At 54.5% G+C, this 17,468-nt stretch carries 15 protein-coding genes; 12 read left to right on the top strand and 3 right to left on the bottom strand.

The genetic code is table 11. The features are described 5' to 3' along the window. Window positions 1–116: 116 nt before the first annotated feature. The 3 genes from AC0TNJ_RS21070 (at window position 117) to AC0TNJ_RS21060 (ending at window position 2,656) form a co-directional block, all read left to right on the top strand. Window positions 117–356 carry a helix-turn-helix transcriptional regulator gene (locus AC0TNJ_RS21070; protein WP_473768463.1) on the top strand — a complete coding sequence of 80 codons (240 nt, stop codon included), beginning with the start codon at window positions 117–119 and terminating at the stop codon, window positions 354–356. After that, window positions 356–1,474, top strand: a complete 1,119-nt coding sequence (locus tag AC0TNJ_RS21065) for a tyrosine-type recombinase/integrase (RefSeq protein WP_473768464.1) — start codon at window positions 356–358, stop codon at window positions 1,472–1,474. Before AC0TNJ_RS21070 ends, AC0TNJ_RS21065 begins: the two co-directional genes overlap by 1 nt. Before the next feature lie 108 nt (window positions 1,475–1,582). Continuing rightward, window positions 1,583–2,656 (top strand): RHE_PE00001 family protein, encoded by a 1,074-nt coding sequence (locus tag AC0TNJ_RS21060; protein WP_473772312.1) that lies wholly within the window; start codon window positions 1,583–1,585, stop codon window positions 2,654–2,656. Here AC0TNJ_RS21060 and AC0TNJ_RS21055 read toward each other — a convergent pair. Beyond that, on the bottom strand, window positions 2,653–3,558 hold the full coding sequence (locus AC0TNJ_RS21055; RefSeq protein ID WP_473772311.1) for a hydrogen peroxide-inducible genes activator: 906 nt from the start codon (window positions 3,556–3,558) through the stop codon (window positions 2,653–2,655). The two genes, AC0TNJ_RS21060 and AC0TNJ_RS21055, sit on opposite strands and share 4 nt — an antisense overlap. A 162-nt stretch (window positions 3,559–3,720) precedes the next feature. Here AC0TNJ_RS21055 and AC0TNJ_RS21050 point away from each other — a divergent pair, with 162 nt between their 5' ends. After that, window positions 3,721–4,275 (top strand): peroxiredoxin, encoded by a 555-nt coding sequence (locus AC0TNJ_RS21050; RefSeq protein ID WP_006469087.1) that lies wholly within the window; start codon window positions 3,721–3,723, stop codon window positions 4,273–4,275. An 84-nt stretch (window positions 4,276–4,359) separates the two neighbouring features. Further along, window positions 4,360–4,887 carry an alkylhydroperoxidase, AhpD family gene (gene ahpD, locus AC0TNJ_RS21045; protein WP_473768467.1) on the top strand — a complete coding sequence of 176 codons (528 nt, stop codon included), beginning with the start codon at window positions 4,360–4,362 and terminating at the stop codon, window positions 4,885–4,887. Between the two features lie 68 nt (window positions 4,888–4,955). Here ahpD and AC0TNJ_RS21040 read toward each other — a convergent pair whose 3' ends face one another. Beyond that, complete coding sequence (locus tag AC0TNJ_RS21040) at window positions 4,956–6,233, bottom strand: MFS transporter (RefSeq protein ID WP_473772310.1); 1,278 nt, start codon at window positions 6,231–6,233, stop codon at window positions 4,956–4,958. A gap of 241 nt (window positions 6,234–6,474) precedes the next feature. Here AC0TNJ_RS21040 and AC0TNJ_RS21035 point away from each other — a divergent pair, with 241 nt between their 5' ends. The 3 genes from AC0TNJ_RS21035 (at window position 6,475) to sodC (ending at window position 9,215) form a co-directional block, all read left to right on the top strand. Continuing rightward, a complete protein-coding gene (locus tag AC0TNJ_RS21035) occupies window positions 6,475–6,900 on the top strand; it encodes a hypothetical protein (RefSeq protein WP_473772309.1) in 426 nt (141 codons plus the stop codon). Window positions 6,901–6,958: 58 nt separating this feature from the next. Next, on the top strand, window positions 6,959–8,572 hold the full coding sequence (gene cueO / locus AC0TNJ_RS21030; protein WP_473772429.1) for a multicopper oxidase CueO: 1,614 nt from the start codon (window positions 6,959–6,961) through the stop codon (window positions 8,570–8,572). Window positions 8,573–8,693: 121 nt separating this feature from the next. Next, a complete protein-coding gene (gene sodC, locus AC0TNJ_RS21025) occupies window positions 8,694–9,215 on the top strand; it encodes a superoxide dismutase [Cu-Zn] SodC (RefSeq protein WP_473772308.1) in 522 nt (173 codons plus the stop codon). Between the two features lie 15 nt (window positions 9,216–9,230). Here sodC and AC0TNJ_RS21020 read toward each other — a convergent pair whose 3' ends face one another. Beyond that, window positions 9,231–10,559 (bottom strand): NAD(P)/FAD-dependent oxidoreductase, encoded by a 1,329-nt coding sequence (locus tag AC0TNJ_RS21020; protein ID WP_473772307.1) that lies wholly within the window; start codon window positions 10,557–10,559, stop codon window positions 9,231–9,233. Between the two features lie 210 nt (window positions 10,560–10,769). Here AC0TNJ_RS21020 and AC0TNJ_RS21015 point away from each other — a divergent pair, with 210 nt between their 5' ends. The 4 genes from AC0TNJ_RS21015 to AC0TNJ_RS21000 all read left to right on the top strand — a co-directional run bounded on the left by AC0TNJ_RS21015 (window position 10,770) and on the right by AC0TNJ_RS21000 (window position 17,263). Beyond that, a complete protein-coding gene (locus AC0TNJ_RS21015; RefSeq protein WP_473772306.1) occupies window positions 10,770–11,864 on the top strand; it encodes an ABC transporter ATP-binding protein in 1,095 nt (364 codons plus the stop codon). Between the two features lie 113 nt (window positions 11,865–11,977). Further along, entirely contained in the window at window positions 11,978–12,994 is a 1,017-nt protein-coding gene (locus tag AC0TNJ_RS21010) for a Fe(3+) ABC transporter substrate-binding protein (protein WP_473768473.1), read from the top strand. Between the two features lie 69 nt (window positions 12,995–13,063). Beyond that, window positions 13,064–14,743 carry an ABC transporter permease gene (locus AC0TNJ_RS21005; protein ID WP_473772305.1) on the top strand — a complete coding sequence of 560 codons (1,680 nt, stop codon included), beginning with the start codon at window positions 13,064–13,066 and terminating at the stop codon, window positions 14,741–14,743. 159 nt (window positions 14,744–14,902) lie between these two features. Beyond that, window positions 14,903–17,263 (top strand): bifunctional diguanylate cyclase/phosphodiesterase, encoded by a 2,361-nt coding sequence (locus AC0TNJ_RS21000; RefSeq protein WP_473772428.1) that lies wholly within the window; start codon window positions 14,903–14,905, stop codon window positions 17,261–17,263. Window positions 17,264–17,468 lie beyond the last annotated feature (205 nt).

Raw genomic sequence — 17,468 nt, 5'->3', positions numbered from 1 at the left:
GGGCATTTCAAATGCTCCCGGTGCGGGCATGATGCGGGATGGCAGTTCAATTTAACCGCAACCGAAATCCGACGGGGGCTTCCTTGCGCGGTTTGCAATTCCAAAGAGGTATGAGAATGAGAAAGGGCGACCATGCACAGCGATACGCACCGCGCGGCATGTCTCGCGCGGCTGCCGCTCTTTACATTGGTGTTGGGACGACAAAGTTTGACGAAATGGTCAAAGATGGACGCATGCCACAACCGAAAAGAGTGGATGCGCGCGTTCTTTGGGACAGGGAGGAACTAGACATTTCGTTTGATAACCTTCCTAGTGAAGACACCCAACCGACAAAGAACGTTTGGGATGACTTCTAATGAAGGAAAAACGAGCTATGCAAATTGAGAGTAAGTATCTGATCCGTGAAAAGGATCGATACGGGAACATAAGGCTATACTATCGAAAGAAGCCCGGTGCCCGTATTCGCATCCGAGAAAAGGAAGGGACGCCCGAGTTCGTTCGCGCTGTAGCGCTCGCTATGCAGGGCAAGGACGCTACCGGAAAGATTGTCTCGCAAGTCCCTGAAAAACCAGTCGAAGGTACGATTAGAGATTTGATTGTCTCATTCTACAATTCGGCTGAATTCAAGCAGACAAACGACGCGGATAGTCGCAGAAACATCAAGTATGCGCTGGATAAGTTTTGCCTGTCCAAGTCACCAAGCGGAAAACTGATCTGCGGGCAGCTTCCCGTTGCCGGGCTTGAGGCTCAACATATTCGAGCCATACGCGATCAACGCGTCGATACTCCGTCCGCTGCCAATCAATTACTTGGTTTGTTGCGGAGAGCGTTTGCTTACGGCCTTGAGGCGGGGTTGCCATATGTAAAGAGCAACCCGGCAAGGGACGTGAAGAACCTAAAAATCAACTCAGACGGTCACCATTCTTGGACGGAAGAAGAAGTGCTGCGATTTGAGGAAAAGCATCCGGTCGGGACGATGGAACGACTTGCGCTAGGTCTTCTGCTTTATACAGGCCAGCGCCGTTCTGACGTGATACGATTTGGGCCGGAAATGGTCAAAAACGGCTGGCTGGTTTTTACGCAGCACAAGAACCGGAACCGGAAGCCCGTCGAAATGGCGCTTCCGTTCGTTGAGCCGCTTCGGAAATTGATTGAAGAAACGCCGGGGGCTGGTGAAACAACGTGGCTCTTGTCACCCCGAAAGAAGCCTTTTGTTGGAGACAATTTTTCTTACTGGTTTCAGCAGGCTTGTCAGGAGGCCGGAGTTCCGGGTAGGGCGCACGGGCTTCGAAAAGCGGCCGCTTCACGGCTGGCTGAATTGGGATGCACCGAACGCGAGATTATGGCAATAACGGGTCACACCACTTCGAAGGAAGTCGACCGTTATGCTAAGTCTGCACGTCAAAAAGTCCTCGCAAAGTCTGCTATGGACAAGATGCTTAAGCCCCATTTGCAACTCGTTTCGAACGGATAGTTCCGAAGCATTTGGGCCGCACTGGCTAAAGCGGGCCGCACAGGTGCGACAACCAATTGAAATTACTGCTTTTTCAAATTCGTAACATTCGGCTGCGATATGCGGGATATGGCCTATAAGATCGACGATTTGCCGTTCGAAGAATTTTTCGTCTCCGTCAGCAGGGCTACGTCAGCTCTGGTGCGGCTCGACGAGCGGCTTGCGCGTTCGCCCATACGTGAAGGTATGGTGGAGCGCATGCATATGCACGATGCGATTGCTTCGATGTGGCTCGAGGGTGAACTCGTGCATATGGAAGACTTGGTCTTGCACGATGCCTTGATGGATAGCCGGATGCCAAGCCATGCCTTGACGATTGCGCACGCGGTCTTGCGGATGCGTAGGCAGATTGCTGGAAGGCCTCCAGATTGGGCTCTCGGCTCAGCAGGTATTCAGCAACTGCTCGGACGCGCGGTCAACGCCACGCCTGCTGCGGCGGCCGAACCGTTCACGACGATGGACGGGGATACTGATCCGCTGTTCAACGATATTGACAGCTTGCTTGCGCGGACCGATGCACTTTTGAAAGGCGCAATCCCTGACAAGGCCAAACCGGAGCCCGCCTCACGCGATGCATTGCTTTATGACGATGACTGGGACGAGGACGCGCGTTTGCAGGAGTGGCGGGATTGTGTTGCGGCCACAGGACATTTCCCGCCGCTTATGCGCGCCGCACTGATCCACGACGCGTGGTTTTCCCTGGAGGTTGTGCAGCGGTCATCCTGGATTGGACGGTTGCTGACTGCGGCCTTCCTGCGACATAGCGGGCTCGTAACGGGCCATTTACCGGTAATCAGCCTCGGTCTTCGCGCAGAACGACCGGACGAACGGCGTTCGCCCAACCCCCTGATCCGTCTTCGGGCTTTCTTTGAAAGCATTGAAGACGCCGCGGATGCGGTCATGAAGGAACATGACCGGCTGCTTCTGGCGCGTGAACAGATGCAGCGCAAACTCAAGGGACGCAGATCCAACTCGCGATTGCCGCAACTGATGGATATGGTTCTGCGCAACCCCGTTATTTCCAGCCAGATGGTGGAAAAGGAATTGCAGGTCACGCAGCAAGGAGCTCTGAAACTGATCTCAGAACTCGGTCTGAGAGAGGTCACGGGGCGGGGACGTTTCCGGGCCTGGGGAATTTTTTAGCCGGTTTTCATGCATTTGCTGCGAAGGTGGTCTGCGAAAAGCTGAAACTCATTGCGGCGGGCGGCGTTGGAGCGCCAGACGAGAACCAGCGACCGGTAGTTGTTTTTGCCATCATAAGGAACGATGCTCAGTTCCGTTCCGCGTGTAGCTCCAGCTTTAACGGCGACCTCCGGCAGCAGGGTAATTCCCATCCCGAAATCCACCAATTGCACCAATGTCATTATGGATGTGGCGTGAACATCGCCGCTTGCTTGTGCTGGTGTGGAACCTATGGCGGCCATGACGTGTTCACGAAGACAATGCCCGGTTTCCAGCAGGAGAAATGGCTGGTCCTGCAAATCCTCCGCATCGACACGGTCGCGGTTGGCCAATGCATGGTCGCGTCGTACTGCCAGATAGAAGGGGTCCCGCCCAAGTTCTGCGACCTCGAACTCATCAAGATCGTAAGGGTGGGCCACGAGTGCAACATCCAGCGATCCGGAACGCAAACTTTCAAGCAGCGAGCGCGTAAGGCCTTCACGAATGGTAAGCTGGAGTTCGGGAAAAGCTCTGGACGTGGCAGGCAGAACTTTTGGCAGGAGAAAAGGCGCTATCGACGGGATAACGCCCATCCGCAATCTCGTCGTCAGTGGGCGTTCTGCCTGTCTGGCATGTTCAGGTAGTTCTTCGATGAGCGCTACGATAATACGGGCGCGCTCCATAAAATCTTCCCCCGCAGGGAGAAGCTGCATTCGTCTGCCTGAGCGGTCGATCAACGCTACGCCAAGTTCTGTCTCAAGGGACTGAATGGCCGCACTCAAGGTCGATTGGGTTACGCCCACGACTTCGGCCGCTCGCGAAAAGGAACCCACTTTGACGAGGGCCATGAAATAGTGGAGTTGACGGACACTGATATTGAGCATTGAAGCTTCAGACCCTGCTCCATCGTTAAAATCGATGGAATTTATCGATATAATCGCTTTGACCGATTTGGCAAGAAGCCCTATATACGAGTCGCAGGACGGAAAATTCTGAAAATTCAGAAATTTCCGCATAACCATTGAATTTTTACAGGCAGGTATAAGATGCTCGGTATCGGCGACAAGCTTCCCTCCTTCAAGGTCACCGGCGTAAAGCCCGGTTTCAACCATCATGAAGAGAATGGCGTTTCGGCATTTGAGGAAATCACCGAAGCAAGCTTCGCGGGCAAGTGGAAGGTTATCTTCTTCTACCCGAAGGATTTCACCTTTGTTTGCCCGACCGAAATCGCCGAATTTGCGCGCCTTGCTTCGGATTTTGAAGACCGTGACGCGGTCGTTCTGGGCGGTTCGACCGACAATGAATTCGTGAAGCTCGCATGGCGTCGCGACCATAAGGATCTGGACAAGCTGCCGATCTGGTCGTTTGCTGACACCAATGGCTCGCTGGTGGACGGTCTCGGCGTTCGTTCGCCGGATGGCGTCGCATATCGCTACACCTTCGTTGTCGATCCGGACAACACGATCCAGCATGTTTACGCGACCAACCTTAATGTTGGCCGTGCTCCCAAGGACACGCTGCGCGTTCTCGATGCGCTGCAGACCGACGAACTCTGCCCATGCAACCGCGAAGTCGGTGGCGAGACGCTCAAGGCTGCCTGATTGGCCCTGATTATCGACGAAAAGGCGGGTTCAGGCCCGCCTTTCTTTTATTGAATATCCAAAATGACTGATAAAGAGGGTTCCATGTCCATTGATGATCTGAAATCAAAAATTCCGGATTTCGCCAAGGATGTTCGTCTCAATCTTTCGTCCATGGCAAGCGACGAAACACTGACGCCGCAACAGAAATACGGTCTGTTCGTCGCCTGCGGCATTGCCTCCCGCAATGCCGATCTGCGCAAGGCGCTTATTGCTGAAGCGGCGGCCAAGGTTGACGCTTCAGTCATCCAGGCAGCAAAGTCGGCTGCGTCGATCATGGGCATGAATAACGTCTATTACCGCTTCGTTCATCTTGCGACCAACAAGGATTACCGCACCATGCCGGCGAAGCTGCGCATGAATGTGATCGGCAATCCGGGCGTCGACAAGGTTGACTTCGAGCTTTGGTCGCTTGCCGTGTCGGCGATCAATGGTTGCGGCATGTGCATTGATGCTCACGAAGATGTTTTGCGCAAGGCCAATGTGACGTCGGAAATTATCCAGACTGCCGTGCGCTTTGCATCAATCATACAGTCGGTGGCTATCGCACTGGAAGCCGCTGATACTGAGTAAGACGACATCGAAAAGAATAGCCCGCGCGGAGTGATCCGCGCGGGCTATTTTTGTTTCTGCGGCTGTTACTAGCCGCGTTTGAACGAAATGAATGCAAATCCGATCAGCGAGACGACTGCGGCAACAACCATGTAATAGCCGACATAGTCGAAGCTATAATGCGTGGCGAGCCAGGTCGCGATGTAAGGTGCAACCGAAGCGCCGAGAATGCCTGCCAGGTTGAAAGTCAGCGACGCGCCGGTATAGCGAACGGATGTCGGGAAAGGTTCGGCAAGTGCCGCGCCGATTGGGCCGTAGGTAAGACCCATCAGGCCAAACCCGATGATAAGGAAGGCGAGAACGCCAGCCGTGCCAGCCATGAACAAAGGCGCCATGATGAAGCCATAGAGGCCGATCAGGACGGTGACGATGACCATGACCGGGCGCATGCCGAAGCGGTCGGACAGCAATGCTGCCACCGGGATCATGAGGCCGAAGAAGACCACGCCAATCATTTGGAGAATGAGAAATTCCTCACGGCTGTAACCAAGCGCGCGCGTACCCCAGCCGAGTGAAAATACCGTCATGAGATAGAACAGGACGAAGGTTGCGACCGCGCCGATGGTGCCGAGGAAAAGGCTCATCTTATGCTGCTTGAACAGGGTGGCGACCGGAACCTCAACACGTTCAGCCTTGTCGATGGCCTTCTGAAACTCCGGTGTTTCGGCAATTTTCAGGCGAATGAACAGCCCGACGCCGACCAGAAGAGCACTGGCGATGAAAGGAATACGCCAGCCGAAAGCAAAAAACTGTTCTTCTGTGAGAATCTCCGCCAGCACGAGAAATATGCCCGTAGCCAGAATGAAGCCTACCGGAGCGCCAAGCTGCGGGAACATGCCATACCAGGTCCGCTTGCCTTCCGGCGCATTCTCGGTTGCAAGCAGGACTGCGCCGCCCCACTCGCCGCCGAGACCGAGGCCCTGACCCAGACGGCACAGGGCGAGCAGGAGCGCTGCCCAGACGCCGATCGAATCATAGGTCGGCAGGAAACCGATGGCGACCGTGGAAATGCCCATGGTCATGAGCGCTGCAACCAGCGTCGCCTTGCGGCCAACTTTATCCCCGAAGTGACCAAACAATGCACCGCCGATAGGGCGGGCAAAGAATGCAATCGCGAAGGTCGCAAGAGATTGTAGAAGTGCCGAGTTGCCGTCGCTTGCAGGGAAAAAGAGATGCGGGAATACGATCACCGCGGCGGTTGCATAAATATAGAAGTCAAAGAATTCGATCGTGGTGCCGATCATGCTCGCGGCCAGAACACGGCGCGCGGAATTTTTCTGCGGGGCAACCGCTACAGCGACAGTCATTGTTTCAAATCCAATATTTATGGGCCGTCAAGGTTTGGGAGAAGCCCAGATGTGGCTCCTTTAAAACCGCTGGAGATGGAATCGCAAGTGGAAAAGGACTTTTAAGCAATTTTCTAATTTCGAATGGGTCATTTTAGAAAGAAAAGCGAAAGTGGGTAAAATTCCCGTCAGCGCTCAGCTTGGCCTTTTAATTCTCCTGAGGGACGATTAGATTTCTGGTGTCGTTCGTTTGGAAGTGAATATGTATCGAACACAGTACGATATCGGCTTGAGGAATACGGCACGAGGTCACGCGGTCTTGCGCGTGCCCTCCCGTACGCTCATGGCAGTGCTATCGTTCTTGTTTCTCATTTCGGTACAGCTTTGTTACGCAATGGCACATGATGTGCCGTCTGTGCAGATGGTTTCTGAATTTGATGCGCATGCGACGCATTACAGTGGCGCTTCTGAAATGTCGGTGGATGTGAGTAAGCGTGCACCGATGGATCATGGCGCCAAGACACCAAACGCTTGCGTCATGATGACATGCGGCTGTCTTTTCCAGATAGGCTCATGTTTGCATTCCTTTGTGATCGCACAGAATTTTGGCTTGCCTCCGCTCGTGACGGCGCTAAGCGGCAGATCTCCAGCGGGTGATCTACGGCCTCCCATCTCGCTTCCGGCTTGATCTGGAAATCGCCGCCGAAACTTTGGCGGCTATCATGATTATTGTCTGGAGACTTACCATGTCTGGAATTGCACGTCGCCGCCTGCTGACCTTAGGGGCAGGAGCCGCCGTTTTTGCTGCCGTTCGCCCTTTGGGTAGTCTGGCCCAAGGTGCGCATCATCAAATGGGACACGGCGTAGCAACCGCCGCACCAAACGCTGGGGTCGGTCGGCCTTTGCCTTTGCCACCTCTGGCTGAGCCCGATGCATCGGGTGTCGTTAAACTGAAAATACAGACGGGACGACATAGCTTTGAAGACGGAAGTGAAGCCGCATCCGCTGGCATCAATGGTGCCTATCTCGGCCCGCTGGTGCGCCTGAAGAACGGTGAAACAGTCACCTTTTCCGTCGAGAATAGCATGGATGAAGAGACGACCCTGCATTGGCATGGGCTTTTCGTACCGTCGGTCCTCGATGGCGGACCCCATAACCTGATAGCAGCGGGCGGAGAGTGGAAACCGAAAGTCACGGTCAACCAGCCAGTCTCGTTCAACTGGTTCCACCCGCATTTGCATGGAAACACTGCCCGTCAGGCGCATTTGGGTATTGCGGGTCTCATGGTTGTGACTGACGGCAGGGATGCCGAACGCGGACTGCCAGAAGATTACGGCGTGGACGATATTCCGCTGGTGCTTCAGGATCGCCGGGTGGTCGAGGGCAACAAGGTTTACCAGCCCGATATTATGGACTTGATGCACGGTTTCCGTGGCGACAAGCTGATCGTGAACGGTGTCGTTTCGCCGGAAGCACGTGTCCCTGCATCCATCGTTCGGCTGCGCATCTTGAATGGCGCCAATGCGCGGAACTTTCATATTCGGTTGAGTGATAATCGCCCGTTGCTCGTTGTGGCATCGGACGGTGGTTATATTGGAAAGCCTGAACCTGTTGAAAGACTGACCATTAGTCCCGGGGAACGCTACGAAGTTCTGGTTGATTTCTCCAGGGGCGAAGCGGCCGATCTGCTGACCTATGGCAATGACAGCGGTGGTGACGATTTGCACTTGATGCGATTTGTCGTGGATCCCGCATTGTCCGGGACGATTACGAAACTTCCAGATCGTCTGGATGGTCCTGATGCGCCGGACGAAAAACTCTCTACAAAGCGCCGCTCATTTTTCTTTGACGAGCGTATGGCGGAAAATACGAAGCTGATGATGGCGAAACCGTCAGCCGATCCCCATGCCGGGCATAATATGGGCGGCATGGACATGAGCTCGATGCAGTCCGGCACGATGGATCATGATATGCATGGTGCCAGAAGTTCCGCCGACACCGGCCCGGCACTTGAAGCGTTGACCTCCGGCGTGGAAATGGCAATTGCGGGCAAGCCTTTCGATATGGATCGCATCGATGTCGAGGCTAAACTTGGTTCCTGGGAAATCTGGGAGCTCACGACGAAAGAGATGCCACATCCCTTCCATATCCACGGCGCGTCATTTCGCATCCTTTCAGCGAACGGGAAGATTCCTCCAGCCCATCAATCCGGATGGAAGGATACCGCGCTGATTGATGGAAAGGCTGAATTACTTGTTCATTTTGACCGGGAGGCTGTGAAAAGCCACCCGTTCATGTTCCATTGCCACGTTCTGGAACATGAAGATGTGGGCATGATGGCGCAGTTCGTAACGGTGTAGCCAGTGGCGGGCCGCGCAACTCTTTGTTGCGCGGTCCGCCATGTGATGAATTTATTTTCGAACAATTTCAGGCGGCGCGCGTTGTGTCTTCATCCCGAGTTCTCGTGATCAGGAGAAAACGATGCAACCCCTATTGATTGCTTCAGCCATGTTGCTTTTGACAGTTCCCGCAGTCGCAGCTGATATGAGTGTCAAACTCTACGAGGCTTTGCCGACTGGGCAAGGAAAGGAAATCGGCACCGTCACGATCTCGCAGACTGCCGGTGGATTACAATTCAAACCGGATTTGCGCGGCCTTCCTGCGGGCGAGCATGGGTTTCATGTTCACGAGAATGGAAGCTGCGCACCCGCTGAACAGGACGGAAAAACGGCACCGGCACAAGCTGCTGGCGGACATTTCGACCCCTCCCATTCCAAGCATCACATGGGCCCCGAAGGCGAGGGGCATCTTGGTGATCTGCCTCTGCTGAAAGCCGATGCCAAGGGAGATGTGACGCAAAGCGTCACCGCCCAGCGTCTCAAGACGTTGGATGAAGTTAAAGGCAAGGCTTTGATGGTCCATGTCGGTGGCGATAACTATTCCGACAAACCCAAGCCGCTTGGTGGCGGTGGAGCACGGTTTGCCTGTGGGATAATCGAATAGTCCGAGTTGGAAACGCTATCCCCAGTTCTCGATGCGGATTTTGGACCCATCGGAAAACCGAGATATATGAAACGCCGAGGGATCGACGATTGGCGTTTCGCCTGCAACCATGTCTGCCACAAGCTTGCCTGCGCCTGGGCCAATGCCGAAACCATGCCCTGAAAAGCCCGTGGCAACAATCAAGCCTTCGATGCCGGGAAGGGGGGAAATAACTGGGATGACATCCGGCATTGTGTCGATCAGACCGGCCCATTCCTGCGCTATAACAGCCGACGCGAAGGACGGGATTGTCTGCTTCAGTTTTGCAAATACCTGAGCATTGGCGGCCTTGTGTGGAGCAGGATCGAGCATGCGGATTTTCTCGAAGATCGAGACCTGATCGGCAGGGCGGAGCTTCCATTGGAACGCTTCCTCGAAGAAGCGTTCGCCAAACCGGAACCGCAACGACCGCCATTCGGTGGAAAGTGACGGTATAAAATCGCGGAAGAATCGGAAGCTGTCAGGCACGATATCCGCAATGGATCCGCCAAGACTTGCAACCGTATACCCGCCGTCGAGCCTCCTGCGGAGAGCGAAATCTGAAAAAGCAATCGCGGCTTCCACACCGGCATCAATTGGTGCCGTCCGAAAGACGGAGGAACGAACTTTCAATTGCGGCAGATGTGCATCGAAACCAGAGAAAATAAGTCTGGACCAGGCACCCCCAGCGACGACGACTGCCTCGCAGCGCAGTCGACCTTTTTCCGTGAGGACGGCTGTGACGCGGCCATTGGTCGTCTCAATGTCACGTACGGCGCAGTTCTGTAGAATGACGGCACCATTTTCCTGCGCTTTCGCGGCAAATGCGGGCACGGCCTTTTGCGGTTCTGCTCGGCCGTCGAGCGGTGTCATCATGCCGCCAGTCAGACGACGATTGATACCCGGTGCAAGTGCGGCAGCCTGCGTGGCATTGAGAAGCTCTGTTTGAATGCCATGTTCGCGCGCTATTTTGATCCATTCGGCATAGAGCGCCATCTGTTCTTCTTTTTCAGCCGCATAGGCGATGCCGGTAACGCGGAAACCGGTTTCGCGCCCTGTGCGTTCGTTCATGCCTTCCCATAGCCGCATGCTTTCGACGATAAGCGGCATTTCACGGCTGTCACGTCCGGTACGACGACACCAGCCCCAATTGCGGCTGGATTGTTCTCCCGCGATCTCTCCCTTTTCAAGAAGAGTGACGGGGATGCCGCGTTCGGCCAGGAACAAGGCAGTGGAAACACCTATAATGCCGCCGCCGATGACGGCGATCTTGGTTTCCTGCGGTAAGCTTTCGGCTGTCGCCACCTTATCCGTGACCGGCCCCATTCTGTATTCTCCTGCGAACCAACGTGGTGATTTTCGGCATGTGGAAGCATCGTGACCATCGCCCGCTTTTGGCTCACGATCAACCAGATACCCCGTTCAAAAAATACTTAATTACAATATTCCTGAGATATTCTGTCCTGTTTTGGTAGCTTTCTGGAGAATGTGTCTCTATATCGGCATGAACTGCAATCTGAATACGCGATCTGGCTGATGGACGCACGCAACCTGCATAACGAACGACAGTTTTCCGGACATTCCGGTCCGGCGCTGACGCTATCCGGCATCAGCCGTCAATTTGGCGCGGTGCGTGCGCTCAATGATGTGTCGCTTGATGTCCAGGCGGGCGAGATAATTTGTCTGGTGGGCCATTCCGGTTGTGGCAAGACTTCCCTGTTGCGCATTATCGCGGGCATCGATGTTCCGAACAGTGGAACGCTCACCATGGGCGGCAAGACGCTTGTCGGCCCGTCCGTCTTTATTGAGCCGGAAGCGCGAAATGTTGGTGTGGTCTTTCAGGATTACGCTCTGTTTCCGCATTTGTCAGTCAAAGAAAATATTCTCTTCGGCTTGCGAAAAATGTCGCGTGATGAGGCGAATGCGCGGGCAAAAGAGCTTTTGGAACTGGTCTCACTCTCGCATATGGCGGATCGCTATCCGCATATGTTGTCAGGAGGCGAACAGCAGCGCGTTGCCCTTATCCGGGCCCTTGCGCCGAAACCAGACCTTCTGCTGATGGACGAGCCATTTTCGAACCTCGATAGAGGCTTGCGCGCCCGGGTCCGCCGCGAGACGGTGGCTTTATTGAGGGAACTCGGCACGACGGCGATCATCGTAACGCACGAAGCCGAGGAGGCGCTTTCTACAGGAGATCGGGTTGTGTTGATGCGATCCGGAGAAATAGTTCAGGACGGGCCCGCCCGCGAATTGCACGACCAGCCGACTAATCGTTATGCGGCAGAATTTTTCTGTGATTTCAATATAATACCGGGAAAGATCCAGGGGGGCGAACTGGTCACTTCCTTTGGGCCTGTTGCCATAGTAGGACAGTTTGAACCAAATATCGAAGCTTTTGCCTATCTGCGTCCCCGCGATTTTACGATTCTGACTGACGGTGAAGTCGGCAAAGCTTCAATGCGCGGTTATATCGAGTCACGCACATTTCTCGGTGAAAGCGAAGAGCTGGCCGTGAGAGTAAGCGGCACAACACAGCGTCTGATCGTACGTACGGAACGGCAGCTCCCGGAATCCGCCACGAATATTGCTCTATGCCCTCATTGGGATAAGGCGCTGATTTTTACGAAATGACAGAAAATATATGCGGTCGAAGCACCGGGGTAATTGACCGTAATAAAGCCCTGGCATATAACTTGATTGCTTCGCTCATAATTACAAATTAAACAGATCCATCTGGAGGTAAAATGTTCAAGTTTGCGCGTTCTGGTCTCGCTCTCGTCGCAGTAACGCTGTTCGCAGGAGCCGCTCACGCAGATGAAGTGAACATTTACACGACGCGTGAGCCGGGCCTTATCCAGCCGCTGCTCGATGCTTTCAAGTCGTCCACCGGAATCACGGTGAATACAGTTTTCCTGAAGGATGGCCTGGCAGAACGCGTGGCCTCCGAGGGCGCGAATTCGCCTGCTGATATACTTATGACGGTGGACGCTGGTAACCTGGTCGACCTCGTCGACAAGGGCCTGACCCAGCCTGTCGACTCCAAGATTCTCAAAGAGGCTGTACCGGAACAACTTCGCGATGCGAAGGATAACTGGTTTGCACTTTCCATGCGCGCTCGCGTCGTCTATGCCGCGAAGGACCTTGAGCTTGACAAGATCAACTATGAGGACCTGTCCGATCCGAAGTGGAAGGGCAAAATCTGCATCCGCGCCGGCCAGCACCCTTACAATACCGCTCTCTTTGCGGATTACATCGCGCATTATGGCCCGGAAAAGACCGAGGAATGGCTAAAGGGTCTGAAAGATAATCTGGCGCGCAAGGCGGCGGGCGGAGACCGCGACGGCGCCAAGGATATTGTCGGTGGTATTTGCGATATCGCTGTGGCCAATTCCTACTATGTCGGCCTGATGCGTTCAGGCAAGGGCGGTGATGAGCAGAAGGTCTGGGGCGAGGGCATCAAGGTTCTGCTGCCGACTTTCAAGGACGGCGGAACGCAGGTCAATATCAGCGGCGCCGCAATTGCAAAGAACGCTCCGCACAAGGATGCAGCGGTCAAGTTGCTCGAATATCTGGTCTCCGATGAGGCTCAGCAGATCTACGCCAAGGCCAATTTCGAATATCCGGTCAAGCCGGGCGCGCCGCTTGATCCAATCGTGGAATCCTTCGGTGAACTGAAGATCGACAGTGTTCCGCTGTCTGAAATCGTCAGCCATCGCAAACAGGCAAGCGAACTGGTCGACAAAGTCGGTTTTGATAACTAAAAGCCGATTGAACTGATGAGACTAACGCCGGTGCAGTCCATGCGCCGGCGTTGCACTATAGAGAGACCGATGGAAGCCTTTGCCACCGTGCGGAAACGAGTTTTGCAACCCGCAAGGGCAGGGCGCAGCTGGCTATGGCTCTCGGTTCTTGTCGCAGTTCTGGTTTTATTGCCGGTTCTCGCCCTCGCTTTGGAAGCCCTAAAAGGCTCTGTGGGCTTATGGGCACATTTGTTCGCCACCAACTTGCCAAGCGCTTTTCTCGAAACGGTGATTTTGCTCGCCGGGGTCGGGATCATAGCGGCTTTTCTTGGAACATCGGCGGCATGGTTGGTGACAGCTTACGATTTTCGGGGGCGGGGTGTGCTGGAATGGGCGCTTTTGCTGCCATTGGCTGTGCCGACATACATTATCGCCTATGCCTATCTTGATATCCTGCATCCAATCGGGCCAGTGCAGGGCGCGGTTCGTTTCGTGCTGGGATATGATAGCCCGCGCCAGTTCCGCTTGCCCGATATCCGCTCGATGGCCGGTTGCATCATCCTTTTGGGCTTCGTTCTTTACCCTTATGTCTATATTCCTACGCGGGCAATGTTTCTTACCCAGTCCGCCAGCCTTATCGAAGCGGCAAGAACTCTGGGAGTCAGCCGCAAAGGCATTTTCTGGCGTGTTGCATTGCCGCTGGCCCGGCCTGCCGTGGCGGTTGGGGTCAGTCTTGCCCTGATGGAAACCCTCAATGACGTAGGCGCTGCCGAATTTCTAGGGATTCGCACATTAACCGTCTCGATTTACACCACCTGGATAACGCGCTCGGATTTGCCGGGAGCTTCCCAATTGGCGCTCGCTCTTCTGTTTCTGGTGGTTGCCCTTGTTTCAATAGAACGCTGGGGACGCCGCAAGCAGCGCTTTGCTTCCAATATCCGCCATTCGCGCGGTTTCGAACCACTGGTGGTCGGAAAAGGGCGGGGTGCATGGTTGTTCTGCCTTTGCGCGCTGCCCATTGTCATTGGATTCGTTCTGCCTGCGATCTACCTGATCGTGGAGGCCATTAAACGGATGCGCTTCGCCGGAGTGTCGCCACGATTGATCGGAGAAGCACTCAATACTGTGGTTCTCGCGTCATCGGCAACGGTTCTGGTGTTGATTTGCGGAACGCTCGTCGCATATGCTGCCCGGCTTTTCCCGAGCACAGTTTCTCGCTGGTCTTATCGTCTGTCGACAATGGGATACGCGGCACCGGGGACCGTTGTCGCAATCGGCATTCTGGTGGTGGCCGGCAGCTTTGATCATCTTTTCAATCAGTTCACATCACATTTCCTCGGATACTCTGCCGGGCTGGTGCTTATCGGAACAGGTGCAGCGGTTGTCTACGCGTATGTCGTCAGATTCCTTGCCATCTCTGCGGGCGGGATAGATTCCGGACTGGAACGCATACCCGTCTCGCTGGACCATGCATCGCGCACGCTCGGGCGTGGAGCCACTCGGACTTTTTTTGCAGTCCATTTGCCATTATCCAGAACAGCTATCGTAGCGGCTGGCCTGCTCGTGTTTGTTGACTGTGTGAAAGAACTGCCTGCAACGCTCTTGTTGCGGCCGCTTAACATTGAAACGTTTTCGACGCATCTTTATGGGGAAGCCGCGCGCGGAACTTATGAAGAAGCGTCTATTGCTGCGCTGGCTATCGTAGCGGTCGGAATTTTGCCCGTGATATTGCTTGCCCGCGTCGGGAAGCGTTTTGCAAAGCGTGTCTGATTTCTCCTGCACCATCGGCGGGCATTAATCGGTATATTCGATAATTCAGAAATACTTAAATAGTTGCCGATATTTTTATTCGGTAAGCCAAGCGCAGTCTCGGCAGTATTTTGGTTGTATTTTATAAGAACTGCACCTAAAGCGGGCGCAGGGGGCGACATGTTTAAAGTCCTGGAATGCGTGACAGTACAGCACGATCAGCCTTTTGTAGTGTTGGCTGCATCCATTTCATTTGCAAGCATGTTTGCATTTTTCCTGTTGTTTGCCCGTGCGCGTGAATGCACGGAAAGCCGCCGCGACAATTGGCTTGCAATCAGTGCATTCGCGGGAGGACTGGGCGTATGGGCAACCCACTTTGTAGCCATGCTCGCCTATACCGGCACAGTCGCAATCGAGTTTGATTTCACCATCACCGTTCTATCGGCTGTAATCGCCGTCCTCGGCTTTTGGTTGAGCCTTCGCTTTCTGAAGGGAACTACGTTCAAATACGCCCTGACTGCGGGCATTTCGGCGACACTATCGATAGCAGCGATGCATTTCATGGGTATGAATGCAGTCAAGGCGGCTGCCGATGTTCGTTATGATCTCCCGCCAGTGATCGTCGGCTGCATAATATCGGTCCTGTTTTTGCTGGCTGCTTTCTGGTTCGTGACGAATGCCTCAGGCTGGATGCGTATTCTGCTCCCGACCTTGGGAGGAGTATTGGCGGTTTGCACGCTCCATTTCACAGCGGTTGCATCCACCGAACTGGTTCCAAATCCTGCCCTTCCTGCCGCTGACCCTCTCGGTGTCGGTCGGGTCTGGCTGATCGGGGCCATCGCCACCGTGGTATGCATCGCAGCGCTGATGACGATTGTTGCAGTCTTCATAGATCGTTACATGACCGACTTGAAGGGATTTGCGAACGCTACGCTGGAGGGGCTGGCTGTTATCAGGGATGGAAGGATAGTCGAGATGAACGACCGTTTTTCCGATCTCATGCGGCGCAGCGAAAAGGCACTCCTGGGTGTTGCTCCCGATAAGCTGTTGCTGGCGGCTGATGGGCTTCCTGTCTGTGCTTCCCGTCAAGACGCAATCGAAGCCGCGCCGCGGTTCCCAAATGACGAGCGCATCTTTGAATTGGCGGTTCATACGATTGAGTATCAGGGGCGCCCTTGCGAGGTGCTTGCTGTGCGGGACCTTACTGAAAAGCGCACGGCCCAGCGCCAGATTGAGTATATGGCGCGGCATGATGCGCTGACCGATTTACCCAATCGTGTGTTTCTCGAGGAACGGCTTGCGAATGCCGTCGCGCGCCGCAATCGCGAACCTTTCGCCGTCCTGGCGCTTGATCTGGACCGGTTCAAGGCTGTGAACGACATTTTCGGCCATGCCGAAGGTGACCGGGTATTGAAGACGGTCTCCAGCATTCTGAAACGCTGCATCAACGGTATAGATACGGCCGCACGTATTGGCGGTGACGAGTTCATTATTCTGCAGGTTGGTGTACCCCAGCCCAGAGGTGCGCGGAAACTGAGTGAGAAGATACTGGAAACTTTCCGGTCAGAACTGAATACAGTACTCGATCCAACTGCTGTCGGTGTCAGCATTGGTGTTGCCCTATATCCGAATGATGGCAAGGATGCAGCAGCCCTCCGGCATGCTGCAGACGTTGCGCTTTATCGAGCGAAGACGGAAGGGCGCGGTATGGTAGCGTTCTATTCGCCGGAAATGGATCGTGAGATAAGCGAACGTCGCCAGATGGAGGCTGATTTGCGCCATGCCATGCTTCGCGGCCAGATCAGTATTGCCTATCAACCTTTGTTTGCCACTGCTGATGGACGCTGCACGGGCTACGAGGCGCTTGTTCGCTGGAACCATCCCGAACGTGGTCAGATACCACCGGAAGTTTTCATTCCTATCGCGGAGGAAACCGGAGCAATCGTCGCTCTGGGCGAGTGGGTTTTACGTGAAGCTTGCCGCACAGCTGCCGGATGGGAGAAGCATCTGACAATCGCGGTCAACCTGTCACCCGTGCAGTTCCGTCTGATAAGTCTGCCGGATACTGTCAACTCGATCATCACAGAAACCGGCCTTGATCCGACGAGACTGGAATTGGAGATAACAGAATCCGCTCTGATGAGGGATCGATCGACGACACTTGAACTGCTGCGCCGCATGAAGAAATCAGGCGTCCGTGTTGTTATGGACGATTTCGGTACCGGCTATTCGTCACTCAGCAATCTTCAAAGTTTCCCATTCGACAAAATCAAGATCGACCGCAGTTTTATTACCAGCATGGAAACGGACGTCAGTGCGAGAGCCATTGTCCGAGCCATCGTCGGGCTGGGGCGCAGCCTGGACCTGCCGGTGGTGGCAGAAGGGATAGAAACCTTCGACCAGCATCGCATGGTAATTGAAGAGGGTTGTGAACAGGTTCAGGGTTTTCTGTTCGGACGTCCTGCAAATGCACCAGCTTCCGTAGACCCATCGGCGGTAATCTTATCGCAAAAGGGCGGCGAACAAGTAAAAGCTGTCTAATAGCGTGTGCTTGTGAATAATTGCGAATTCTGGAGGGCTTCCAGAAGCGGTTTTTCTCTGCCGAATTGTTACAAAGCTGTTACCCTGCGTGGTCGCACATGCAACATTGCGTCCAAAAACCAGCAGCGTGGAACCACAAATTCCTCAATCTCTCGAAGGGCTTGCGAGGTGCCTGATCCGTCGGGGCACTTAAAATAGAGCAATG

The organism is Ochrobactrum sp. PL_is483, assembly GCF_055816855.1.
Note: the sequence above shows the minus strand (reverse complement) of the source record. Positions and strands in the feature narration are given on the sequence as shown.